Genomic DNA, 20,967 nt, shown 5'->3' with positions numbered 1-20,967 from the left:
GGTATTATCATGCAACCTGATTGAAAAGAAATTCTGCAAATGAGGAACTACAATTATTTTCCTCAGCCCCTCTGTCTTTGAATGAAAACGGTAAAGATTGTATACTGGGTACAAACCCTTTTTATGTAAATGTTCCGTTTTAACATATAAGAATGGCGGAAAACGAAACCCTGAGATGGGAGAATCGTATTCCGCTTTTTTTCTTTGTTTCGCTCAGAAACCGCCTTCCCCTGCAGTAAATGGGATATTCAGCCGGTTTTCTACTGTACGGAGGCGCTGATTGAGCCGGTTTAAGCGGCGTGTATGGCGTTCAACAGCCTGGCTTAGCTGATTGACCTGTTCGGCAATCCGTGCAATTTCCCGATTTTGACGGCGGTCTTCGTTTGTCAGACGGGTTAATTCTCTTGACTGCTGTTCATTTTGCCGTTCAAGTGCTGCGATTCTTCTTTCCAATGCCGGCTGTCTGTCCATTTGGTATGGATCGTATACATCCTGCTGCGGATAAGGATTGTACTCATAGTGGCTATAGTAAGGTTCCTGCTGAGGCAGCTGAGGGCTGTAATATTGATAAGGGTTCATTATGATCAATCTCCTTGTGGGTGAATTCCTTATAACTTATGTAGTCATTGGCACAGTGGCACGGCATTCGCCCAAAAAGAGGAGGAAAGGATGGTGATCCCCTTGAGAAACAAATATGGCATTTTGTTTTTAATTGCTGTATGCATCATGGTATCGGGCTGCCAGCAGCAAAAAGAAGAGACGCCGTTTTATTACGGAACGTGGGATGAGGGGCTTGCCCCCGGGCCAACGGACGGCGTGAAATCAGCAACAGTCACATTTACCGAAGACGAGGTTGTGGAAACGGAAGTGATGGAAGGAAGAGGAGAGGTACAGCTGCCTTTTATGGCATACAAGGTGATTTCCCAAAGCACTGACGGGTCTATCGAGATTCAGTACCTCGGCCCCTATTATCCGCTCAAAAGCACGCTGAAAAGAGGAGAAAACGGGACATTGATATGGGAGCAAAATGGCCAGAAAAAAACGATGACAAGAATCGAATCAAAGAACGGCAGGGAGGAGAAAGATGAGAAATCAAAAAGCTGAAAGACTGGTGGCAGCGGGGCTTGTTTTACATATCATTCAATGGATATTTATATTATGGGCTTTTCTCAAAGTCAAACATTTATTTAGTGACTATACGATCTATAACCCTAATGTCATCAGCGGCTCCATGCAGTCCTTATCGTTTATACAAATGATGCGCGCTATGATGTACTCAGGGGCAATCGTGAATTATGTGTTGTTTTTTGCCCTTGTATTGCTGATTTATGGCATAGTGCTTCATGCCATCCTGATCGTTCTGGAAATGGCGGCTTACGTCATGATCAGACGGAATCCATCATCTTCATGGGGGTTCTTTTTCATCGCGGCGGGTGTGAAGCTTGCCATCTTGAATATAACCGGCATTCCTTTTCTAGCTGCCGGCTTTCTGCTGATGAAACAGAAAAAAGCAGAAAACGGCGTCAAGGCAGAAAGAAAGCGGAAACCGCGCTTGCGTATCCGAAGACAAGGGCGGCGTCTAAACAGAATCCGGAGAAAACCATCTCTTCCGGTTGAATATCAAAAAGAAAAAACGATATGATGGGACTATAGCCTGAAAACGACATGAAGGAGATGCAGGATGTACAAACTAATTGCAATTGATATGGATGGAACACTTTTAAATGATCATCATGAAGTAACAGAGGAGGTCCGCGACGCCCTTCACGCGGCAAAAGCGGAAGGTGTCAAAATTGTGCTTTGCACCGGCCGGCCTATCGGGGGCGTGCAGAGATATTTAGATGAACTGAATTTAATTGAAGAAGGCGACTATGTCATTGCGTATAATGGAGCGCTTGTTCAAAATACGCATACAAATGAAGTGGTCTCGGAGCTGTCTCTCGGCTATGATGATTTGACTTCATTATATGACCTGAGCTTAGAGCTGAAGACGCCGATGCATTTCTTTGACTCATCTAATTTGTATACGCCTAACCGGGATATTAGCGAATTTACCGTATACGAATCCTATGTGACACAGGTGCCGCTTCATTTCCGCAAGATTGACGAGGTGCCAAAAGATATCCTCATCCCGAAAGTGATGTTTATTGATAAACCGGAGAACTTAAACCGCGTCATTACATCGATTCCAAAAGACGTGAGAGAAAAATATTCAATGGTCAAAAGCGCGCCTTTCTTTTATGAGATTCTGCACCCGGAAGCCAGCAAAGGAAATGCTGTACGCCAGCTGGCTCAGCTGCTTGGAATTGAACAGGCGGAAGTCATGTGCATAGGCGACAATGGGAACGACCTGACAATGATCGAATGGGCGGGCTGCGGGGTTGCCATGGCAAACGCCATCCCAGAAGTATTGGAAGCCGCAAACTTTCAAACACGCTCCAATAATGAACATGGTGTTGCGCATGCGATTCACGAGCTTGTTTTGGCTAAATAATAAAAAATCCAGCCTTCTAAAGGCTGGATTTTTTCGTTTTATTTGATGTAATGTCAATTCTTTGACGAACCGATTTGACTTTCGTTATGCTGATAAAACCAATTCGTTCACAATATGTATGATATTAATCTGAATTGAAAAGGGGACTGATCAAATGTGCACAAGTCTTACATTGGAAACTGCTGACCGGAATCATTTATTAGCGAGAACAATGGATTTTGCATTTCAGCTGGGGACAGAGGTGATTCTCTATCCGCGCCGTTACAGCTGGAATAGTGAAGCTGACGGAAAGGCCCATCAGACACAGTACGCGTTTATCGGTATGGGGAGAAAACTTGGAAATATATTATTTGCCGACGGTGTTAATGAAAGCGGTTTATCGTGTGCTGCACTTTATTTTCCTGGCTATGCGGAGTACGAAAAAACGATACGGGAAGATACCGTTCACATTGCCCCGCATGAGTTTGTGACATGGGTGCTGTCAGTCTGTAAGTCTTTGGAAGACGTAAAAGAAAAGATTCGATCTTTAACGATTGTAGAGAAAAAATTAGATCTATTGGATACAGTTTTACCGCTTCACTGGATATTGTCAGACCGGACGGGCCGAAGCCTGACGATAGAACCGAGAGCAGACGGCCTCAAAGTCTATGATAATCAACCTGGTGTCATGACGAACAGCCCCGACTTTATATGGCATGTAACCAATCTGCAGCAATATACAGGAATCAGACCGAAGCAATTAGAGAGCATAGAATTGGGCGGATTAGCCCTTTCTGCTTTTGGCCAAGGCTTAGGAACTGTTGGTCTGCCGGGGGATTATACACCGCCTTCCCGGTTTGTCAGAGCTGTTTATTTGAAAGAACATCTAGAGCCGGCGGCCGATGAAACGAAAGGTGTAACAGCCGCTTTTCACATTTTGGCAAATATAACGATACCAAAGGGCGCAGTGATAACGGAAGAAGACGAAATTCATTATACGCAATATACTTCCGTGATGTGCAACGAAACTGGAAACTACTATTTCCACCACTATGACAATCGGCAAATCCAAAAAGTGAGTTTATTTCATGAAGACCTAGACCGCCTTGAGCCTAAAGTGTTTTCTGCTAAAGCAGAAGAAAGTATTCTAGAACTTAATTAAGATTCAATTAGCTGATTTCGGTATGAATCCGGGATCAGCTTATTTTTTTATGTGATGTCTCAGCTTCTGAATGAGTTGGAAAATGGACCGTTCTACGACGGCGACACGCGCGTTTATTAGCAAAGAGCAAAAGCGACGGCAAAATGCGTATGGTCGGAAGTAGAGATAAGGTACAAGCTACATTTATATAAAACTTTGGATCAAAACGAGGTTCAGCATCAGACTGGTTTTGCCAGTATACAGGTTGCACAAATGCCGTCCCATGATACTGCGAAATTCTTTTCAGCTTAAAAAGAAAAATTTAATCTTAACTCATTGACAAACGTCCAAGACAAAGGTACATTTTGATTTATTCATATTAAACGACTAGGAATATAGGAGTTTATTTTTCGGATTATTCAGCCTAAAAACATGATAAAAGGAGTATCGCCATGACAAGCAAAAAGAAACAAATCAAATTAGGGGTATTTTTAGCAGGTACAGGCCATCATGTTGCGTCTTGGCGGCACCCGGACGCGCCGTCAGATGCGAGCATGAATTTGGATTATTTTAAAGAGCTTGCGAAAACAGCGGAGCGAGGCAAGCTGGATATGCTGTTTTTAGCGGACAGCCTTTCAATTGACAGCAAATCACATCCAAATGTATTAACAAGGTTTGAGCCATTCACCCTGCTCTCTGCTTTGGCGCAGGTCACATCAAAAATCGGACTGACAGCAACAGCCTCCACTACATACAGCGAGCCATTCCATATTGCCAGACAGTTTGCTTCATTGGATCATCTGTCCAATGGCCGTGCCGGATGGAACGTCGTCACTTCATCTATTGAATCCACAGCGCTGAATTTCAGCGGTGAAAAGCACCTTGAACACCATTTGCGCTATCAGCGGGCAGAGGAATTTGTCGAGATTGTAAAGGGGCTTTGGGATTCATGGGAAGAGGACGCCTTTATCCGTAATAAAGAAACGGGTGAATTCTTTGACAAAGAAAAAATGCATGAGCTGAACCACAAAGGAGAATATTTCTCGGTTCGCGGACCTCTGAACGTTTCAAGAACCCCGCAGGGCCAGCCGGTCATTATCCAGGCAGGATCATCAGGAGACGGAAAAGCGCTGGCTGCCAGAACAGCAGAAGTGATCTTCACAGCACAAAACCACCTGGAATCAGCTCAGGAATTTTATCAATCCATTAAAGAACAGGCTGCGGAATTCGGACGTGATCCAGAAAAAATTGCCATTATGCCGGGTATTTTCCCAATCATTGCCGATACAGAAGAAGCAGCGCAAGCCAAATACAAGGAGCTCCAAGATCTGATTATCCCATCTGTCGGTCTGCAAATTCTCCAAAATTACTTAGGCGGAATTGATTTGTCGGCATATCCGCTTGATGGGCCGCTGCCGAAGCTTGACGCCGAAGCTTCCAATGCGGTGAAGAGCCGCTTCAAGCTTGTTCAGGAGATGGCTGAACGTGACAATATGACGATACGAGAGCTTTACAAATACGTTGCAGGCTCCAGAGGCCACCATATCTTCGTCGGCACGCCGGAGCAGCTCGCCGACAAGATGCAGGAATGGGTGGATACGAAAGCGTGTGACGGGTTTAACATCATGCCTCCGCTTCTTCCAGAAGGAATTGAAGTGTTTGTTGATCAAGTGGTTCCGATTTTACAGGAGCGCGGCGTGTTCAGAAAAGAATATGAAGGCACAACATTACGAGAGCACTTCGGTTTGGAAAAGCCGGTAAACCGCTATGCAAAGTAAGGAGGAACGCTAGATGAAGCCACGATACCGCCTTGCAGTTGAACGTGATGCCGAACAGCTTCTCGAGCTGACATTGCGGGCTTATGAACCGATTCGAAAGCTCGGCATTCGTTTTGCTGCCGCTCATGCGGATTTGGATTTGGTGCTGAAAAATATTCGGGAAAATGCTTGCTACGTCATGGAAGAAGACGGGCGGATCATCGCGACCATCACCTTGAGAATGCCTTGGGGAAAACAGCCGGGACCGTATGGCGTTCCGCATATCTGGTGGTTTGCTGTGGACCCCGACACCGGAAAAAAAGGAATCGGAACAAAGCTGCTTCAATGGCTGGAGGAAACAATCCTTCGCGATACGTTAAAGGTTCCGTTTGTCTCACTCGGAACAGCGGATAAGCATCCGTGGCTGATTGAGATGTACGAACGAAAAGGATATGTCCGCTCAGGTGAACAAGACCTTGGAAAAGGGCATATCACAGTCTATATGAAAAAACAATTGCGACATGATCTATAAAAATAGAAAAGGCGGGAAAATCAAATGAAGATGAAAAAATGGACAGTGCTGGTCGTTGCTGCATTATTAGCGGTGCTCTCAGCTTGCGGCAATGGAAACAGCAGCAGTAAAGAGGATGACAATGTGCTTCATGTCGGTGCGACAGGACAAAGTTACCCATTTGCTTATAAAGAAAACGGAAAGCTGACAGGTTTTGACGTGGAAGTGATGGAAGCAGTCGCTAAGAAAATTGACATGAAACTGGACTGGAAGCTGCTTGAATTCAGCGGGCTGATGGGAGAACTTCAAACAGGCAAGCTTGACACCATTTCCAACCAGGTAGCTGTGACAGACGAACGTAAGGAAACGTATAACTTTACGAAACCATACGCTTATGCGGGAACACAGATTGTCGTCAAAAAAGACAATACAGACATCAAATCAGTAGACGATTTAAAAGGCAAGACAGTCGCAGCCGTTCTCGGTTCAAACCACGCGAAAAACCTTGAAAGCAAAGATCCTGATAAAAAAATCAATATCAAAACGTACGAAACACAAGAGGGTACGCTGAAGGATGTTGCGTACGGCCGTGTAGACGCTTATGTCAACAGCCGAACTGTATTGATCGCACAAATCAAGAAGACCGGTTTGCCATTAAAGCTTGCAGGAGATCCGATTGTTTACGAACAGGTTGCATTCCCATTTGCCAAGGACGATGCGCACGACAAGCTCCGCAAAAAAGTCAATAAGGCCCTAGATGAATTGCGTAAAGACGGAACACTGAAAAAACTCTCTGAAAAATACTTTAATGAAGATATCACAGTAGAACAGAAGCATTAAGAAACGGCGGTGACTCACCAGAATGAACACGATTGATTGGGAATTCATGATATCAGCGTTCCCGACTTTAATTCAGGCCCTTCCGATCACCTTGTTTATGGCAATAGCAGCTATGATTTTTGCCATTATCGGAGGACTTATTCTCGCACTCATTACAAAAAACAAAATTCCAGTGCTTCATCAGCTGTCAAAGCTGTATATATCCTTTTTCCGAGGCGTGCCGACACTTGTACAGCTGTTCTTAATCTATTACGGGCTGCCGCAGCTATTTCCAGAGATGAGCAAAATGACAGCTCTCACAGCTGCCATCATCGGGTTAAGCTTAAAAAACGCAGCTTATTTGGCAGAAATCTTCCGGGCCGCCCTCAATTCTGTTGATGACGGGCAGCTGGAGGCGTGCCTGTCTGTCGGTATGACAAAATTTCAGGCATACAGACGGATTATTTTGCCGCAAGCGATCCGAAATGCGATTCCGGCAACGGGCAATACATTTATCGGGCTCCTGAAAGAAACGTCACTGGCCTTTACATTAGGGGTCATGGAGATGTTCGCCCAAGGGAAGATGTACGCTTCAGGAAACCTCAAATATTTTGAGACGTACTTGGCGGTTGCGATCGTCTATTGGATTCTTACCATGATCTACAGCATGTTGCAGGACTTGTTTGAACGTGCCATGAGCAAGCCATACCGGACTTAGAGGTGAAATCAGTTGATAACAGTAAAAAATATTCGCAAAGCGTTTAAAGATCTCGTCGTGCTCGACGGAATCGATCTAGAAGTGAAACGCGGAGAAGTGGTGGCAATCATCGGTCCGTCCGGTTCCGGAAAGTCAACGCTTCTCCGGTGCTTAAATTTATTAGAGCGTCCGGATCAAGGACTTATTGAAATCGGAGAAGCCAAACTGAACGCGGAAAAGTTTACACGCAAGGAAGCATATCGGCTTCGCCAGCAAACGGCCATGGTCTTTCAAAACTACAATCTGTTTAAAAATAAAACGGCTCTGCAAAACATTACAGAAGCTTTAATCGTGGCTCAACATAAACCACGCGACAAAGCGAAACGTATTGGAATGGAGATTCTGAAACAAGTCGGTCTGGAGCATAAGGCTGACAGCTATCCGATCACAATGTCTGGCGGCCAGCAGCAGCGAATCGGCATTGCGCGGGCGCTTGCGGTCAATCCGCATGCGATTTTACTGGATGAACCAACGTCAGCGCTTGACCCTGAGCTCGTCACAGAGGTGCTTCAGGTCATCAAGTCCATTGCGGAAAAACAAACAACGATGATCATTGTTACACACGAAATGGCGTTTGCAAAAGAGGTTGCTGATCAAGTGATTTTTATGGCAGACGGCCATATTATCGAGCAGGGAACGCCAGAGGAATTGTTTGACCATCCGAAAAACGAACGGACGAAACGATTTATCAAGCAGGTGGGAGAGCCTGCAGAGCTTATATAAGAAGGAGAGAAGAACAATGGCCGACAAAACGTTTCATACCCGTTTAATCAATATGCGGCGTGATCTTCATGAACATCCTGAACTGTCATTTCAAGAGATTGAAACGACGAAAAAAATCCGCCGCTGGCTTGAGGAGGAGCAAATCGAAATACTTGATGTTCCTCAATTGGAGACTGGCGTGATTGCAGAAATCAAAGGACGGGAAGACGGCCCCGTGATAGCAATACGAGCGGATATTGACGCGCTCCCGATCCAAGAACAGACGAATCTCCCGTTTGCATCTAAGGTTGATGGCACAATGCATGCATGTGGACACGATTTTCATACTGCTTCTATTATTGGCACAGCGATTTTGCTGAATCAAAGAAAGGCCGAGCTGAAAGGTACAGTCCGCTTTATCTTTCAGCCGGCCGAAGAAATTGCCGCAGGAGCAAGAAAGGTCATAGAAGCTGGTGTACTTGATGGCATTTCCGCGATTTTCGGCATGCACAATAAGCCGGATCTGCCTGTCGGAACCATTGGTGTAAAGGAAGGTCCGCTTATGGCAAGTGTTGACCGGTTTGAGATCGTCATCAAAGGGAAAGGCGGACACGCCGGCATCCCAAATAACAGTATTGATCCAATCGCTGCAGCCGGACAAATCATCAGCGGGCTGCAATCTGTGGTCAGCCGCAATATCAGCTCACTGCAAAACGCAGTCGTCAGTATCACAAGAGTACAGGCGGGCACGTCGTGGAACGTGATTCCAGACCAAGCTGAAATGGAGGGGACGGTACGAACCTTTCAAAAAGAAGCGCGGCAGGCTGTTCCGGAGCATATGAGACGAGTGGCTGAAGGAATTGCAGCGGGCTATGGGGCACAAGCAGAATTCAAGTGGTTTCCTTATTTGCCTTCCGTTCAGAATGACGGCACATTTTTGAATGCGGCATCCGAAGCTGCGGCACGGCTTGGCTATCAAACCGTTCACGCTGAGCAGTCTCCGGGCGGAGAAGACTTCGCTCTGTATCAAGAGAAGATTCCGGGATTTTTTGTCTGGATGGGAACGAACGGGACGGAGGAGTGGCATCATCCGGCCTTTACACTGGATGAAGAAGCCCTTACGGTTGCCTCTCAATACTTTGCGGAGCTGGCGGTTATTGTATTGGAGACCATCAAATGAGCAAACAAGGGCTGACAGCAGGTCTTGCAGCGGCTGTGAGAACGTCACAACCTGAGCATTCAGTTGACGCGATTCGCGAAGCAAAAAAAGGATTACTTGATTTTACTGCCGCTTCATTCGCAGGAAGAGAAGATAAAGGAATTCAAAAGCTCCTCCGTCTGATAGAGGATGAAGGAGGCCGGCCCCTTGTTCCTATTATCGGACAGGGCAAAAAGGCCGCGCCATTACAATCCGCGATGCTGAATGGATTTATCGCCCATGCATTGGATTTTGATGATGTCCACTCCGATGTAAGAGGACACCCCAGTGCAGTCATCGTACCGGCCCTTATTGCATCTGCCGCTCGCGGACATGACGAGCGGATTCTTAGCGCTTATATTGTTGGTGTTGAAGTGATGGCACGGCTGGGAGAATCAATTGGCAGCCGCCACTATGAAAAGGGCTGGCATAATACAGGAACGCTTGGTGCCATCGCTGCTGCCTGCGCCGTAGGTTATGCTGAGGAGCTGACTCAGGAAGAGCTGGAAAAAGCAATTGGTTTTGCGGCTACGCAATCTGCTGGGATGAGGGTGCAATTTGGGACAGAAATGAAACCGCTGCACGCCGGTTTGGCGGCTCAGGCTGGCTTGCTGGCCGTTAAGCTGGCCCAATCAGAATTTGGCGGGTCCCGCACGGCACTTGATGGAGAAACTGGTTTCTTCAGTCTGTACGGTGACGTTGAAAAAGCACAACATACTTTGCTAAACGATTGGGGGGCACCGTGGAGAATTGTGCAGCCGGGTCTATGGTTTAAAATCTATCCATTTTGTTCCGCGGCACACCATGCAGCAGATGCGGTACGACAGCTTATCTCCGAAGAAACCATTTCTGCGGCCAATACCGAACGTATTGAAGTGATATTTCCGCCAGGCGGAGATGCTGCATTGACGGAAAGATCTCCAAAAACTGGAGAGGAAGGCCGTTTCAGCGTTGAATATGTGATTGCTCTTGCTTTGCATGGACACGGCCTGACCGTTGAACATTTCAACAGCCAGCCGATCCGAAACGGCATTCAAACGACAATAAGGCATATTCAGCGCGTATATGACAATGCTACTCAGCCGGCTCCCTATGCCGTTCCAAAAGGCCGTTTCACGATTGTCCGGGCCTATTTATCAGACGGCCGGATTTGCGAAGTGCGTGTGGACTGCCCAAAAGGGGCGCCAGGAAATGAGCTGTCTGAAGAAGACATAAAAGAAAAATTGACATTAACGGTCCCGCAAGAAAAAGCGCGGAGAATCATAACAGCCGTTGAAAAAGCCGATATAAAAGAATTTTTAGCTCATATTGAATAAGATCAACTCTATTCGGTGATTTCAGATGATATGATAAAACCAATCATACGTTTGAAAAAGGAGAAAACCATGACGGTGAATGACGCGGTTGTATTCATTTTGGCTGCCTTTTTACTATGGGGAGCGGCGGATTATTGTTTGGGAAACAGATGGGGGCTAGGCGAGCGGTTTGCGGACGGCTTTAAGGCTATGGGGCCGCTGGCGCTGTCCATGATCGGAATTGTGTCGCTGGCGCCCGTGCTGGCAGCAATCCTGATTCCCATTGTTGCTCCGTTTTACACGGCGATTGGCGCGGACCCTTCTTCCTTTGCGAACACCATTTTGGCGATTGATATGGGAGGATATGCGCTGGCTGGAGAAATGGCGAAAGATCCGCAGGCCGGGCTGTTTTCATGGGTGTTTTTAGGAACAATGATGGGGCCGGCAATCGTCTTCACGATTCCCGTCGCTCTTGGCATCATCGAAAAAGAGGATCATCCGTATTTTGCGAAAGGCATATTAATCGGGCTGTGCACAGTGCCGATCGGTTGCTTAATCGGCGGATTATGCGCAGGCTTTGACATCGGCATGATAGGTAAAAATCTTCTGATCCCGAGTCTGTTATCTGCTGTGATCGCTTTTGGGTTATGGCGATACACCGACAGAATGATTCAGTTGTTTCATCTCTTCGGGAAAGCGGTCAGTGTGGTTGCGATTATCGGGCTTGCAGCTGTTTCAGTTGAAACGATGACCGGCATTGTGCTGATTCCGGGAATGGAGAATGTCGAGACAGGGATACAAACGACAGGGACCATCGCCATTGCCTTGGCAGGGGCGTTTCCAATGACGGCTTTTATTACAAAAACCTTTAAAAAACCGCTTCAGGCCCTGGGGAAACACCTTCATTTAGATGAGACAGCAACAGCAGGATTAGTGACCTCTTTGGCGCATCATATCCCGATGCTGGCTTCATTAAAGAATATGACGCCGAGAGGAAAGGTCATCAATGTCGCGTTTGCGGTCAGCGGCGCCTTTGTACTCGGCAGCCATCTCGGTTTTGTAGCTGGAATGAAAAAAGAAATGGCGGCGGCCATGATCATTGGGAAATTAGCAGGCGGAGTCACAGCTGCCGCAGCGGCTGCTTGGATGACACCTGCACAATCAGCTAAACAGCAAAAACGTATCTCAGCCAGCCATAGCTGAGGCAGAAGCTGTTTCAACTTTGTCCAATCGGGAATGTTACAGTAAAGATTTCTGTGAAAGAGGGTTGGACACATGGCGGTGAAAGACCGGTACATGTCAAAAATAAAACAGGAAACCAAGCCTTGGATCAAACGATTCGGGAGGCTTGGTTATTTTGCATTCGGCGGCGTTTTTATTCTGCTTGGGGTTTTGGCTTTTATGACGGCTGCCGGGGCAGGCCGCGCCAAAGATTCGAGCGGAGCGCTCCAAACGCTATCACGCATGCCGTATGGGTCACTATTGCTTTTTTTAATAGGCATCGGCCTTATCGGCTATGTGATCTGGATGGTGTTAAGCGCGATCAAGGACACAGAGGGGCACGGAAACAGCAGGCGAGGCCTGTCACGGAGAATAGGAAACTTTTTCAGTGCCGCCGTTTACACATCCATCGCTTGGAATGCCTTGCGATTTGTGTTTGGCCAAGGGGACGGCGGCACTTCAGAACAGACGTGGTCCGCTTATGTATTGGCGCAGCCATTCGGCCAATGGCTCACAGGGCTTACGGGTGCGGGTTTTATCGTATTTGCGATTGTTCAATTTATGAAAGGCGTTCGGGCTGCTTTTATGAAAGAATTCGATACATCAAAAATGAACAAACAGATGATATGCATCACGAAAAACACCGGGCGCGCAGGCAATATCGCCCGCTCCATTATTTTCTCAGCCATCGGCTATTTTCTCATCAAGACAGCCATGACCGCTGATCCCGACGACACAAGAGGCTTTGACGGTGCGCTCGCCGAACTCGCGCAGCAGCCGCATGGCAAATTGATTCTGTCTATATTGGCATTAGGCCTGATCCTATATGGAATGTACGCCATTATGAAAGGCATTTATCAGCATATGACCTGGGAGAAATAAGCTCTGGGCAGGTTGCGCCCAGAGCGTTTTTCAGTTTCTTAGAAATCAGGTGGATGAAAGCCGGCGCCAGCCTGTATAATAAAAGCAAATCAAAAGCAGTTTTATCAGGACTGATCCACAGGGAGGTGCAGAATGGATCGGGAAAAACAACAATTAAGCATAGAAGCGGCAAGGCTTTACTATCAGTCTGACTACAGTCAGCAGCAAATTGCTGAGCAGCTCAACATTTCAAGGCCAACCGTTTCCCGGCTGCTGCAATATGCGAAAGAAAAAGGGTATGTCCAGATTCGCGTCATGGACCCATTTGAGGATTTGGATGCGCTCGGTTCCATACTTGAAGAGAAATACGGGCTCCTTGAGGCGCATGTTGTGTTTTCCCCGACACCCGATTATGCAGGAATTACACATGACCTAAGCCGCTATGGTGCAGAATATATGCATGAAACGGTAAAAGACGGCGACATTGTCGGCGTCAGCTGGGGAACCACCATGTATCAAATCGCGCAAAACATGCAGCCGAAGCAGGTAAAAGGCGTCGAGGTCGTCCAGCTAAAAGGCGGCATCAGCCATTCCCGGGTAAACACGTATTCGGCTGAAACGATTCAGCTGTTTGCAGAGGCTTTTCAAACGATGCCGCGCTATCTCCCGCTTCCCGTCGTGTTTGATAATGCGGATGTGAAGCGAATGGTGGAGAAAGACCGTCATATTGAGCGGATCATCGAGATGGGAAAGCAGGCGAATATCGCTCTCTTCACGGTGGGGACTGTCCGTGATGAAGCGCTGTTGTTCCGACTCGGATATTTTAACGAAGAAGAGAAAGCCCTGCTGAAAAAACAGGCCGTGGGGGATATTTGTTCACGCTTTTTTGATGCGAAAGGGAATATTTGCAGCAGCGCCATCAATGACCGGACCATCGGTGTTGAGCTTCAAGACCTTAGACTGAAGGAACGCTCCATTTTAGTTGCCGGCGGAAGCAGAAAAGTATCTTCCATTCACGGAGCATTAACCGGAAAATATGCCAACGTTTTAATCATTGACCAGCATACCGCGAGGGCGCTTGTTAATGATTTGTGACACGTTCAAACCTTTCATTGAACAAAATTTCAATTACCAATTTACATATGTTCAAAAGTCGGTTATGCTAAAAAATATCTTAACAAAAAAGGAAGTGTGCGAAGGATGTCATTAGCCAACATAATTGATCATACAGCTTTGAAACCGCATACACAAAAAGCGGACATTCTAAAACTAATTGAAGAAGCGAAAACATACAAATTTGCTTCAGTATGTGTCAATCCGACATGGGTGGAGCTTGCTGCAAAAGAGCTTAAGGGAACTGGAGTCGACGTTTGTACGGTCATCGGCTTCCCGCTCGGTGCCAATACAACTGAAACAAAAGCGTTCGAGACAAAAGACGCCATTTCAAAAGGCGCCACTGAAGTGGATATGGTCATTAATATTGCCGCTTTAAAAGACAAGGAAGACGATGTGGTGGAAGCTGATATCCGCGGTGTAGTGGAAGCTGCAGCCGGAAAAGCGCTTGTCAAAGTCATTATCGAAACGTGCCTTCTGACTGATGAAGAAAAAGAACGTGCATGCCGTTTAGCGGTGTCTGCGGGAGCGGATTTCGTAAAAACATCAACAGGCTTTTCTACAGGCGGCGCAACGAAGGAAGATATCGCCTTAATGCGCAAAACAGTAGGACCTGATATCGGCGTGAAAGCATCTGGCGGCGTCAGAACGAAAGAAGATGTAGACACAATGGTAGAGGCCGGAGCAAGCCGAATTGGCGCCAGCGCAGGCGTTTCTATCGTAAAAGGAGAAAATGCATCAGGCGGAGACAACTATTAAGAGCTGACGGAAGGCAGACTGCTTTCCGTTTTCTGAGGAAACAGTAATTGTAAGCGAATACAAATAAAGGAGAAACACATATGAAGTATTTGATTGGGATTATCGGTTTACTCGTGTTTTTAGGCCTCGCGTGGATCGCGAGCAGCGGCAAAAAAAGAATTAAGATCCGCCCAATTGTTGTTATGCTCATTTTGCAATTTATTCTTGGCTACATTCTCCTCAATACCGGAATAGGGAATTTCCTCGTGGGAGGATTTGCAAAAGGATTCGGTTACCTGCTTGAATACGCGGCAGAGGGAATTAACTTTGTGTTTGGCGGCTTGGTGAATGCGGACCAAACGACATTCTTTATGAATGTTCTCTTGCCAATCGTGTTTATATCCGCTCTGATCGGGATTCTGCAAAAGTGGAAAGTCCTCCCGTTTATTATTAGATATATTGGCCTTGCCCTCAGCAAGGTAAACGGTATGGGAAGATTGGAATCGTATAACGCAGTGGCTTCTGCGATTTTAGGGCAGTCAGAAGTATTTATCTCCTTGAAGAAAGAACTCGGTCTTTTAAATCAGCAGCGCTTGTACACGCTTTGCGCATCTGCGATGTCAACTGTGTCAATGTCGATTGTCGGCGCGTATATGACAATGCTGAAACCGGAATATGTTGTAACAGCACTGGTCTTGAACTTATTTGGCGGTTTCATAATTGCTTCTATTATTAATCCGTACGAGGTTGCAAAAGAAGAGGATATGCTTCGTGTTGAGGAAGAGGAAAAACAATCCTTCTTCGAAGTGCTCGGAGAATACATCCTTGACGGTTTCAAAGTGGCGGTTGTCGTCGCTGCGATGCTGATTGGATTTGTCGCGATTATCGCCTTGATCAATGGCATTTTTAATGCAGTATTCGGTATTTCGTTCCAAGGCATTCTTGGATATGTGTTTGCTCCATTCGCTTTTCTTGTGGGTATCCCATGGAATGAAGCTGTTAATGCGGGAAGCATTATGGCAACAAAAATGGTATCGAATGAATTTGTCGCCATGACGTCGCTTACGCAAAACGGTTTCCATTTCAGCGGCCGTACAACAGCGATCGTATCGGTATTCCTTGTGTCATTTGCGAACTTCTCCTCAATCGGAATCATTGCCGGTGCCGTAAAAGGACTGAATGAAAAGCAAGGAAATGTCGTCGCTCGTTTCGGCTTGAAATTATTATACGGTGCTACGCTTGTCAGCTTTTTATCAGCAGCAATTGTGGGCTTGATTTACTGAACTTAATCGAAAAGGATCGGTGACCAAACATGAGAATGGTAGATATCATCATCAAAAAACAAAACGGAAAAGAACTCACCACTGAAGAAATTCAATTTTTCGTGAACGGCTATACAGACGGAAGCATTCCTGATTATCAGGCAAGCGCGCTTGCTATGGCGATTTTCTTCCAGGATATGAGTGACCGTGAACGCGCGGACTTGACGATGGCTATGGTGAACTCCGGTGAAACGATTGATCTTTCTGCCATTGAAGGAATTAAAGTGGATAAACACTCCACCGGCGGCGTCGGCGACACGACAACGCTCGTTCTCGCTCCGCTTGTTGCGGCTCTTGATGTGCCGGTTGCTAAGATGTCCGGCCGCGGCCTCGGCCATACGGGCGGCACGATTGATAAGTTAGAGGCAATCGATGGCTTCCACGTGGAACTGACGAAGGATGCATTTATTAAACTTGTGAACCGCGACAAGGTTGCGGTCATCGGCCAAAGCGGCAATTTAACGCCGGCTGATAAAAAACTGTACGCGCTTCGTGATGTAACGGGAACGGTCAATTCCATTCCGCTCATTGCAAGCTCGATTATGAGCAAAAAAATCGCTGCCGGGGCGGACGCCATCGTGCTTGACGTAAAAACGGGTGCGGGCGCCTTCATGAAAACAGAAGAAGACGCAGCTGAACTTGCCAAAGCGATGGTACGGATCGGAAATAACGTCGGCCGTCAAACAATGGCTGTCATTTCAGACATGTCCCAGCCGCTCGGCTTTGCGATCGGAAATGCGCTTGAGGTCAAAGAAGCGATCGACACACTCAAAGGCGAGGGACCTGAGGATCTTCATGAGCTTGTCTTAACGCTCGGCAGCCAGATGGTTGTGCTTGCGAAAAAAGCCGATACATTGGACGAAGCAAGAGCGAAGCTGGAAGAAGTCATGAAAAACGGCAAAGCGCTTGAGAAATTCAAGGATTTCCTGAAAAACCAAGGCGGCGACAGCTCAATTGTTGACGATCCGTCTAAGCTTCCGCAAGCCGCATATCAAATTGATGTGCCTGCCAAAGAAGCGGGTGTCGTCTCCGAAATCGTTGCGGACGAAATCGGCGTCGCGGCGATGCTGTTAGGTGCCGGCCGCGCCACAAAAGAAGACGAAATCGATTTAGCCGTCGGCATCATGCTCCGCAAAAAGGTCGGCGACAAAGTAGAAAAAGGGGAACCGCTCGTAACGCTTTACGCTAACCGAGAAAACGTCGATGAAGTCATCGCAAAAGTCTATGACAACATCCGCATCGCCGCGGAAGCGAAGGCGCCGAAGCTGATTCATACGTTAATTACAGAATAAAAAATAAAGCACATCCCATGCTGAGCGGGGTGTGCTTTTTTAATTATAGGATGTGATCGGCTGGATATTCCTCTTGGCTGATTTTTTTCGCTTTTGTAACATTTCTTTTGAAATGGTAGATGAGATAGCAAAGGATGATACAAGGAACTCCGCAGAAAAGTGCGATTCTTTGATTGGGATCAAAAGCCAGACCGATACAAGAAGCAGAACATAATAAGAGAGCGGCTATAGGCATAAGAGGATAAAGCGGCGTGCGAAATGTCAGATCTTTTACATTCCCCCCTTTTTTCAAAAATCTCTTTCGAAACAAGAGTTGGGACAAGGCAATGCTCATCCAGACCACGACTCCTGCAAATCCAGCAATTGCTACCATCACCACATAGACAGTTCCAGGGGCCACGATACTGGAAACGAGAGATAAACAAGATACAGCCATACTGATCATTAAGGCATTTAAAGGAATGCCTTTAGATGTCACTTTCTTAAAACGGGAGCTGATCATGTTTTCATTTGCTAACGACCACATCATACGGGTCGAAGCATATAAGCCTGAGTTGGCGACAGACAGCAAGGCTGTTAATATCACGAAATTCATAATATCAGCAGCGTAAGGGATTCCGATCTCCGCAAATACGGCTACAAACGGGCTTTCAATCACGCCTGCGTCCTTCCAAGAAATCAACCCGGATAATATGAAGACAGCGCCAATGAAAAAAATCACGGTTCTCCATGCGACATTACGGATGGATCGCGGAATATCCTTTTGAGGATTTGCTGATTCTCCTGCTGTAACGCCGATTAACTCTGTACCAGAAAAGGCAAAACTCACAGATATCATCGCGATAAAAACGGCGAGAAAGCCATTCGGAAACAGCCCGCCATGGTCCGTGAAGTTTGACAACATAGGAGCATCCGCCGTTCCGTTTAAAGAGATCAGGCCAAACATGGCGGCTCCTCCTAAAATGATAAATAAAATAATGGTGACAATCTTTACGCTGGAAAACCAAAATTCAGTTTCCGCAAATAACTTAACTGAAAATGCGTTGCATATAAAAAGAAGGGCTGCAAAAATCGCACTCCACATCCATACACTGCTGTCAGGGAACCAGCGCTGCATGAGAATACCTGATGCGGTAAACTCAGAGCCTACCGTCACCACCCAATTGATCCAGTACATGATGCCGACCATAAAACCGGTAGATGGACCGATAAATGTTGTAGCATATTTTTGAAAAGAGCCGGTCACCGGCATGGCAACCGACAATTCGCCGAGACATTGCATGACGAGGTACATCATCAACCCGCCGATTACATAAGCGAGTATCGTACCGCCGGGTCCGGCTTGATGTAGCGTATAGCCCGTACTGAGGAAAAGTCCTGTGCCTATGACGCCTCCCAATGAGATCATAAATAGGTGCCTGCTTTTCATTGTGCGTTTTAGCTGTTGGCTGCTGTTCTCCTGAAGATTCACTGTCTCGCCCTCCTTTTAGCTGCCATTCATTAGGCAGATGAGTTTCTTATACCCAAAATACAACCTGCCAGAAGATCACTTGAATGGGGAGAGTTTCATTCCTTTTAATGCGTGTAACAGAACATGAGCTGCAGCTCTGCTTGTCATATCTCGAAAATCGAGGGTAGGATCGACTTCAACAATTTCAATCCCGGCGACATTGGGCTGTTGTGCGATGTACTTGACTGCTTCAAGCAATTCGTCTGTATAGAGGCCGCCCGGGCCAATCGCTGGACAGCCGGGTGCATGGGACTGGTCTAAGACATCCATGTCAACAGATATAAAAATGAAATCTGTTCTATTTTGAACGGCTGGCAAAACCTCTTTTATCGTGGAGATGAGTCCTTTTTCGCGGATCATGTCCATCGTGTGAATGTTCACGCTATGTTTTTTTGCATATGCTTCATAGGCCTGGCTGTTGCTGAATTCTCTGATACCCAGCTGGATCAAATGTTGACCTTTAATAATCTCTTCATCCAAAAGGCGGCGGAAGGGGGTGCCGTTTGTCGGCCCCCCGTCCTCCGTATTGCGAACATCGTGATGGGCATCAAATTGAATCACCGCTGTCGTTCCTTTTGTTTGTGCTATCGCTTTTATTGTGGAGTAGCTGATAGAGTTATCTCCCCCAAGTATGAGCGGCACCCAATCCGGATGGTCCGAAAGCAGAGCGTGCATGGTTTGGAAAATGTGATGATGTGACTTTACGATATCAGTGACATGAATATCGATATCCCCCAGATCATATAGAAGCTCTGATACGACGTGCTCTCCAAGCTCAGCAGAATAGGCTGATGAATGTTTCAGAGCCTGGCGTATTGTTCCGGGTGCAAAGGAAGCGCCTGAATGACTGATGGAGGATTTTGATAGGGGGACACCTATCAACGCCGGTCCCTTAATGTCCTGGCCGTCCCATGTTGCGATCAGGTCGCTCATTTTTGTGACATCCCGGTCTTTAAACGAAGATCCGGCCTCTCTGAGAAAAGGGTACTTATCCAAGAATGGCTCCCTCCCTGTTGACAACAATTGTTCCGTTTTTCATGACTTGATGTACATGATTAACCCCGTAGTGATACGGAATATACATATAGTTCGTGGCTTGCCAAATGACTAGATCAGCTGAGCGGCCGACTTTGAGCTGACCGGCTTCTTCTCCTTTCCCTATGGCGTATGCGGCATTGACTGTGACCGCGTGCCATATTTCTTCTGCAGTCATCTTCAGATGAAGCGCGGCAATCGACATGATCAGCTGGATATTTTCAGTCGGCGAGCTGCCAGGGTTAAAATCCGTTGCCAAGCTGATACATACACCTTCATCAATCATAGCTCTTGCCCTGGCGTATGTGCTTTTGCCAAGATAAAATGTCGTGCCCGGCAAGAGGACGGCGATCGTTCCTGCCTCAGCCAATTTCTTTATGCCTTCGTCCGATGCACCTACCAAATGGTCGGCTGAGACGGCCTTTAGCTCACCTGCTAATTCAGCACCTCCAAGCGGATCGATTTCATCTGCGTGTATTTTTAATCCGAAGCCTGCCTCAGCTGCTTTTTGTAAATAACGGCGGGATTGGCTGACTGTAAAAACGCCTGTTTCTGTAAAAATATCAGCAAAGCTGGCGAGCTCCAGCTCTTTGATTTCCGGCAAAAGGGAAAGCATTTGATCCAGAAATTGATCTGGATCGTTTTGATATTCGGGAGGAATCGCATGGGCTCCCATAAATGTGGAAACAAGGTCAACAGGCTGGCTTTCATGCAGTTTTTTTGCGACACGCAATTGTTTGAGCTCTGTCTCTTTTTCCAAGCCGTAGCCGCTTTTCACTTCTGCTGTGGTTGTGCCGTAGGACAGCATTCTTTGCAGATGAAAATGGGCTTTTTGCAGCAGCTCTTCTTCTGAAGCCGCCCTGGTATCCTTGACTGTAGACAGAATCCCGCCGCCCTGCGCCAGAATATCCAAATATGAAATGCCCTGAAGCTTAAGGTTCATCTCCTTTTCACGAGATCCGCCAAATACAAGATGGGTGTGCGGATCAACGAGGCCAGGCGTTACAAGGCGTCCCGAACAGTCAATGATTTCGTCTGCCTCGTAACCGGCTTCAGCCCCTTTTTGTCCGGCGAACACAATTTTCTGTTCATGGACGCCGACAACAGCGTCTTCGATCACATGAAGATCCTGCATGCTTTTGCCTGCCCGCGGACCGCTGCTTTCCATCGTCAAAAGCTGACCGATGTTGATGAGAATCGTATCAATTTGCTTTGGCATGTC

The 20,967-nt window shown here is 46.9% G+C and carries 21 protein-coding genes; 17 read left to right on the top strand and 4 right to left on the bottom strand.

Annotation, left to right across the window (positions count from 1 at the left end; translation table 11 throughout):
- Nucleotides 1-213 precede the first annotated feature (213 nt).
- The gene (gene cotNE / locus FB592_RS04615) at nucleotides 214-579 is read right to left on the bottom strand and encodes an inner spore coat protein CotNE (protein WP_003227093.1); all 366 of its coding nucleotides are present in this window, start codon (nucleotides 577-579) and stop codon (nucleotides 214-216) included.
- Nucleotides 580-669: 90 nt separating this feature from the next.
- On the opposite strand from cotNE, the gene FB592_RS04610 reads away from it, so the two are divergent.
- The 17 genes from FB592_RS04610 (at nucleotide 670) to FB592_RS04530 (ending at nucleotide 17,200) form a co-directional block, all read left to right on the top strand.
- A complete protein-coding gene (locus FB592_RS04610; protein ID WP_041850317.1) occupies nucleotides 670-1,104 on the top strand; it encodes a lipocalin family protein in 435 nt (144 codons plus the stop codon).
- Entirely contained in the window at nucleotides 1,085-1,642 is a 558-nt protein-coding gene (locus FB592_RS04605; RefSeq protein ID WP_003242636.1) for a hypothetical protein, read from the top strand. The genes FB592_RS04610 and FB592_RS04605 overlap by 20 nt, the downstream gene beginning before the upstream one ends.
- 39 nt (nucleotides 1,643-1,681) lie before the next feature.
- Nucleotides 1,682-2,494, top strand: a complete 813-nt coding sequence (yidA, locus tag FB592_RS04600) for a sugar-phosphatase (protein ID WP_041850318.1) — start codon at nucleotides 1,682-1,684, stop codon at nucleotides 2,492-2,494.
- Between the two features lie 154 nt (nucleotides 2,495-2,648).
- Nucleotides 2,649-3,635 carry a penicillin V amidase gene (yxeI, locus tag FB592_RS04595; RefSeq protein WP_141949322.1) on the top strand — a complete coding sequence of 329 codons (987 nt, stop codon included), beginning with the start codon at nucleotides 2,649-2,651 and terminating at the stop codon, nucleotides 3,633-3,635.
- Nucleotides 3,636-4,066: 431 nt separating this feature from the next.
- A complete protein-coding gene (locus tag FB592_RS04590; RefSeq protein WP_029318593.1) occupies nucleotides 4,067-5,392 on the top strand; it encodes an LLM class flavin-dependent oxidoreductase in 1,326 nt (441 codons plus the stop codon).
- A 13-nt stretch (nucleotides 5,393-5,405) separates the two neighbouring features.
- Nucleotides 5,406-5,903 (top strand): sulfur-containing aminoacid acetyltransferase SnaB, encoded by a 498-nt coding sequence (snaB, locus tag FB592_RS04585; protein ID WP_003242734.1) that lies wholly within the window; start codon nucleotides 5,406-5,408, stop codon nucleotides 5,901-5,903.
- A 24-nt stretch (nucleotides 5,904-5,927) separates the two neighbouring features.
- Nucleotides 5,928-6,722, top strand: a complete 795-nt coding sequence (locus FB592_RS04580; protein WP_003227109.1) for an amino acid ABC transporter substrate-binding protein — start codon at nucleotides 5,928-5,930, stop codon at nucleotides 6,720-6,722.
- Between the two features lie 22 nt (nucleotides 6,723-6,744).
- Nucleotides 6,745-7,419 carry an amino acid ABC transporter permease gene (locus tag FB592_RS04575; protein ID WP_014481396.1) on the top strand — a complete coding sequence of 225 codons (675 nt, stop codon included), beginning with the start codon at nucleotides 6,745-6,747 and terminating at the stop codon, nucleotides 7,417-7,419.
- Between the two features lie 12 nt (nucleotides 7,420-7,431).
- Nucleotides 7,432-8,181 carry an amino acid ABC transporter ATP-binding protein gene (locus tag FB592_RS04570; RefSeq protein WP_141949321.1) on the top strand — a complete coding sequence of 250 codons (750 nt, stop codon included), beginning with the start codon at nucleotides 7,432-7,434 and terminating at the stop codon, nucleotides 8,179-8,181.
- 16 nt (nucleotides 8,182-8,197) lie between these two features.
- On the top strand, nucleotides 8,198-9,340 hold the full coding sequence (gene sndB / locus FB592_RS04565; protein ID WP_021481016.1) for an N-acetyl-sulfur-metabolite deacetylase SndB: 1,143 nt from the start codon (nucleotides 8,198-8,200) through the stop codon (nucleotides 9,338-9,340).
- Nucleotides 9,337-10,674: an MmgE/PrpD family protein gene (locus tag FB592_RS04560; RefSeq protein WP_141949320.1), complete on the top strand. Its 1,338-nt coding sequence runs from the start codon at nucleotides 9,337-9,339 to the stop codon at nucleotides 10,672-10,674. The genes sndB and FB592_RS04560 overlap by 4 nt, the downstream gene beginning before the upstream one ends.
- 69 nt (nucleotides 10,675-10,743) lie before the next feature.
- A complete protein-coding gene (eutH, locus tag FB592_RS04555) occupies nucleotides 10,744-11,856 on the top strand; it encodes an ethanolamine utilization protein EutH (protein WP_029318596.1) in 1,113 nt (370 codons plus the stop codon).
- Nucleotides 11,857-11,928: 72 nt separating this feature from the next.
- A complete protein-coding gene (locus FB592_RS04550; RefSeq protein ID WP_041850322.1) occupies nucleotides 11,929-12,756 on the top strand; it encodes a DUF1206 domain-containing protein in 828 nt (275 codons plus the stop codon).
- Nucleotides 12,757-12,888: 132 nt separating this feature from the next.
- On the top strand, nucleotides 12,889-13,830 hold the full coding sequence (gene deoR, locus FB592_RS04545) for a DNA-binding transcriptional repressor DeoR (protein WP_003227124.1): 942 nt from the start codon (nucleotides 12,889-12,891) through the stop codon (nucleotides 13,828-13,830).
- 105 nt (nucleotides 13,831-13,935) lie between these two features.
- On the top strand, nucleotides 13,936-14,607 hold the full coding sequence (deoC, locus tag FB592_RS04540; RefSeq protein ID WP_003227127.1) for a deoxyribose-phosphate aldolase: 672 nt from the start codon (nucleotides 13,936-13,938) through the stop codon (nucleotides 14,605-14,607).
- Between the two features lie 80 nt (nucleotides 14,608-14,687).
- Nucleotides 14,688-15,869, top strand: coding sequence for a nucleoside permease NupC (gene nupC / locus FB592_RS04535; RefSeq protein WP_003227130.1), 1,182 nt, complete (start codon nucleotides 14,688-14,690; stop codon nucleotides 15,867-15,869).
- A gap of 29 nt (nucleotides 15,870-15,898) precedes the next feature.
- A complete protein-coding gene (locus FB592_RS04530; protein ID WP_141949319.1) occupies nucleotides 15,899-17,200 on the top strand; it encodes a pyrimidine-nucleoside phosphorylase in 1,302 nt (433 codons plus the stop codon).
- A gap of 43 nt (nucleotides 17,201-17,243) precedes the next feature.
- On the opposite strand, the gene FB592_RS04525 is transcribed toward FB592_RS04530, so the two are convergent.
- The 3 genes from FB592_RS04525 to hutI all read right to left on the bottom strand — a co-directional run bounded on the left by FB592_RS04525 (nucleotide 17,244) and on the right by hutI (nucleotide 20,964).
- Nucleotides 17,244-18,671, bottom strand: a complete 1,428-nt coding sequence (locus tag FB592_RS04525) for an amino acid permease (RefSeq protein ID WP_032725050.1) — start codon at nucleotides 18,669-18,671, stop codon at nucleotides 17,244-17,246.
- Between the two features lie 75 nt (nucleotides 18,672-18,746).
- Nucleotides 18,747-19,706, bottom strand: coding sequence for a formimidoylglutamase (gene hutG, locus FB592_RS04520; RefSeq protein WP_049140874.1), 960 nt, complete (start codon nucleotides 19,704-19,706; stop codon nucleotides 18,747-18,749).
- Complete coding sequence (hutI, locus tag FB592_RS04515; protein WP_103804006.1) at nucleotides 19,699-20,964, bottom strand: imidazolonepropionase; 1,266 nt, start codon at nucleotides 20,962-20,964, stop codon at nucleotides 19,699-19,701. Before hutI ends, hutG begins: the two co-directional genes overlap by 8 nt.
- Nucleotides 20,965-20,967 lie beyond the last annotated feature (3 nt).

This window comes from Bacillus sp. SJZ110 (genome assembly GCF_006715455.1).
Lineage (GTDB): Bacteria > Bacillota > Bacilli > Bacillales > Bacillaceae > Bacillus > Bacillus subtilis.
The sequence above is the reverse complement of the archived record's forward strand: the minus strand, read 5'-3'. Positions and strand labels throughout refer to the sequence as shown.

Bases quoted from the DNA above. Each gene is read 5' to 3' on its own strand.
- cotNE (WP_003227093.1), bottom strand. From the start codon at position 579: ATGAACCCTTATCAATATTACAGCCCTCAGCTGCCTCAGCAGGAACCT.
- FB592_RS04610 (WP_041850317.1), top strand. From the start codon at position 670: ATGGTGATCCCCTTGAGAAACAAATATGGCATTTTGTTTTTAATTGCT.
- FB592_RS04605 (WP_003242636.1), top strand. From the start codon at position 1,085: ATGAGAAATCAAAAAGCTGAAAGACTGGTGGCAGCGGGGCTTGTTTTA.
- yidA (WP_041850318.1), top strand. From the start codon at position 1,682: ATGTACAAACTAATTGCAATTGATATGGATGGAACACTTTTAAATGAT.
- yxeI (WP_141949322.1), top strand. From the start codon at position 2,649: ATGTGCACAAGTCTTACATTGGAAACTGCTGACCGGAATCATTTATTA.
- FB592_RS04590 (WP_029318593.1), top strand. From the start codon at position 4,067: ATGACAAGCAAAAAGAAACAAATCAAATTAGGGGTATTTTTAGCAGGT.
- snaB (WP_003242734.1), top strand. From the start codon at position 5,406: ATGAAGCCACGATACCGCCTTGCAGTTGAACGTGATGCCGAACAGCTT.
- FB592_RS04580 (WP_003227109.1), top strand. From the start codon at position 5,928: ATGAAGATGAAAAAATGGACAGTGCTGGTCGTTGCTGCATTATTAGCG.
- FB592_RS04575 (WP_014481396.1), top strand. From the start codon at position 6,745: ATGAACACGATTGATTGGGAATTCATGATATCAGCGTTCCCGACTTTA.
- sndB (WP_021481016.1), top strand. From the start codon at position 8,198: ATGGCCGACAAAACGTTTCATACCCGTTTAATCAATATGCGGCGTGAT.
- FB592_RS04560 (WP_141949320.1), top strand. From the start codon at position 9,337: ATGAGCAAACAAGGGCTGACAGCAGGTCTTGCAGCGGCTGTGAGAACG.
- eutH (WP_029318596.1), top strand. From the start codon at position 10,744: ATGACGGTGAATGACGCGGTTGTATTCATTTTGGCTGCCTTTTTACTA.
- FB592_RS04550 (WP_041850322.1), top strand. From the start codon at position 11,929: ATGGCGGTGAAAGACCGGTACATGTCAAAAATAAAACAGGAAACCAAG.
- deoR (WP_003227124.1), top strand. From the start codon at position 12,889: ATGGATCGGGAAAAACAACAATTAAGCATAGAAGCGGCAAGGCTTTAC.
- deoC (WP_003227127.1), top strand. From the start codon at position 13,936: ATGTCATTAGCCAACATAATTGATCATACAGCTTTGAAACCGCATACA.
- nupC (WP_003227130.1), top strand. From the start codon at position 14,688: ATGAAGTATTTGATTGGGATTATCGGTTTACTCGTGTTTTTAGGCCTC.
- FB592_RS04530 (WP_141949319.1), top strand. From the start codon at position 15,899: ATGAGAATGGTAGATATCATCATCAAAAAACAAAACGGAAAAGAACTC.
- hutI (WP_103804006.1), bottom strand. From the start codon at position 20,964: ATGCCAAAGCAAATTGATACGATTCTCATCAACATCGGTCAGCTTTTG.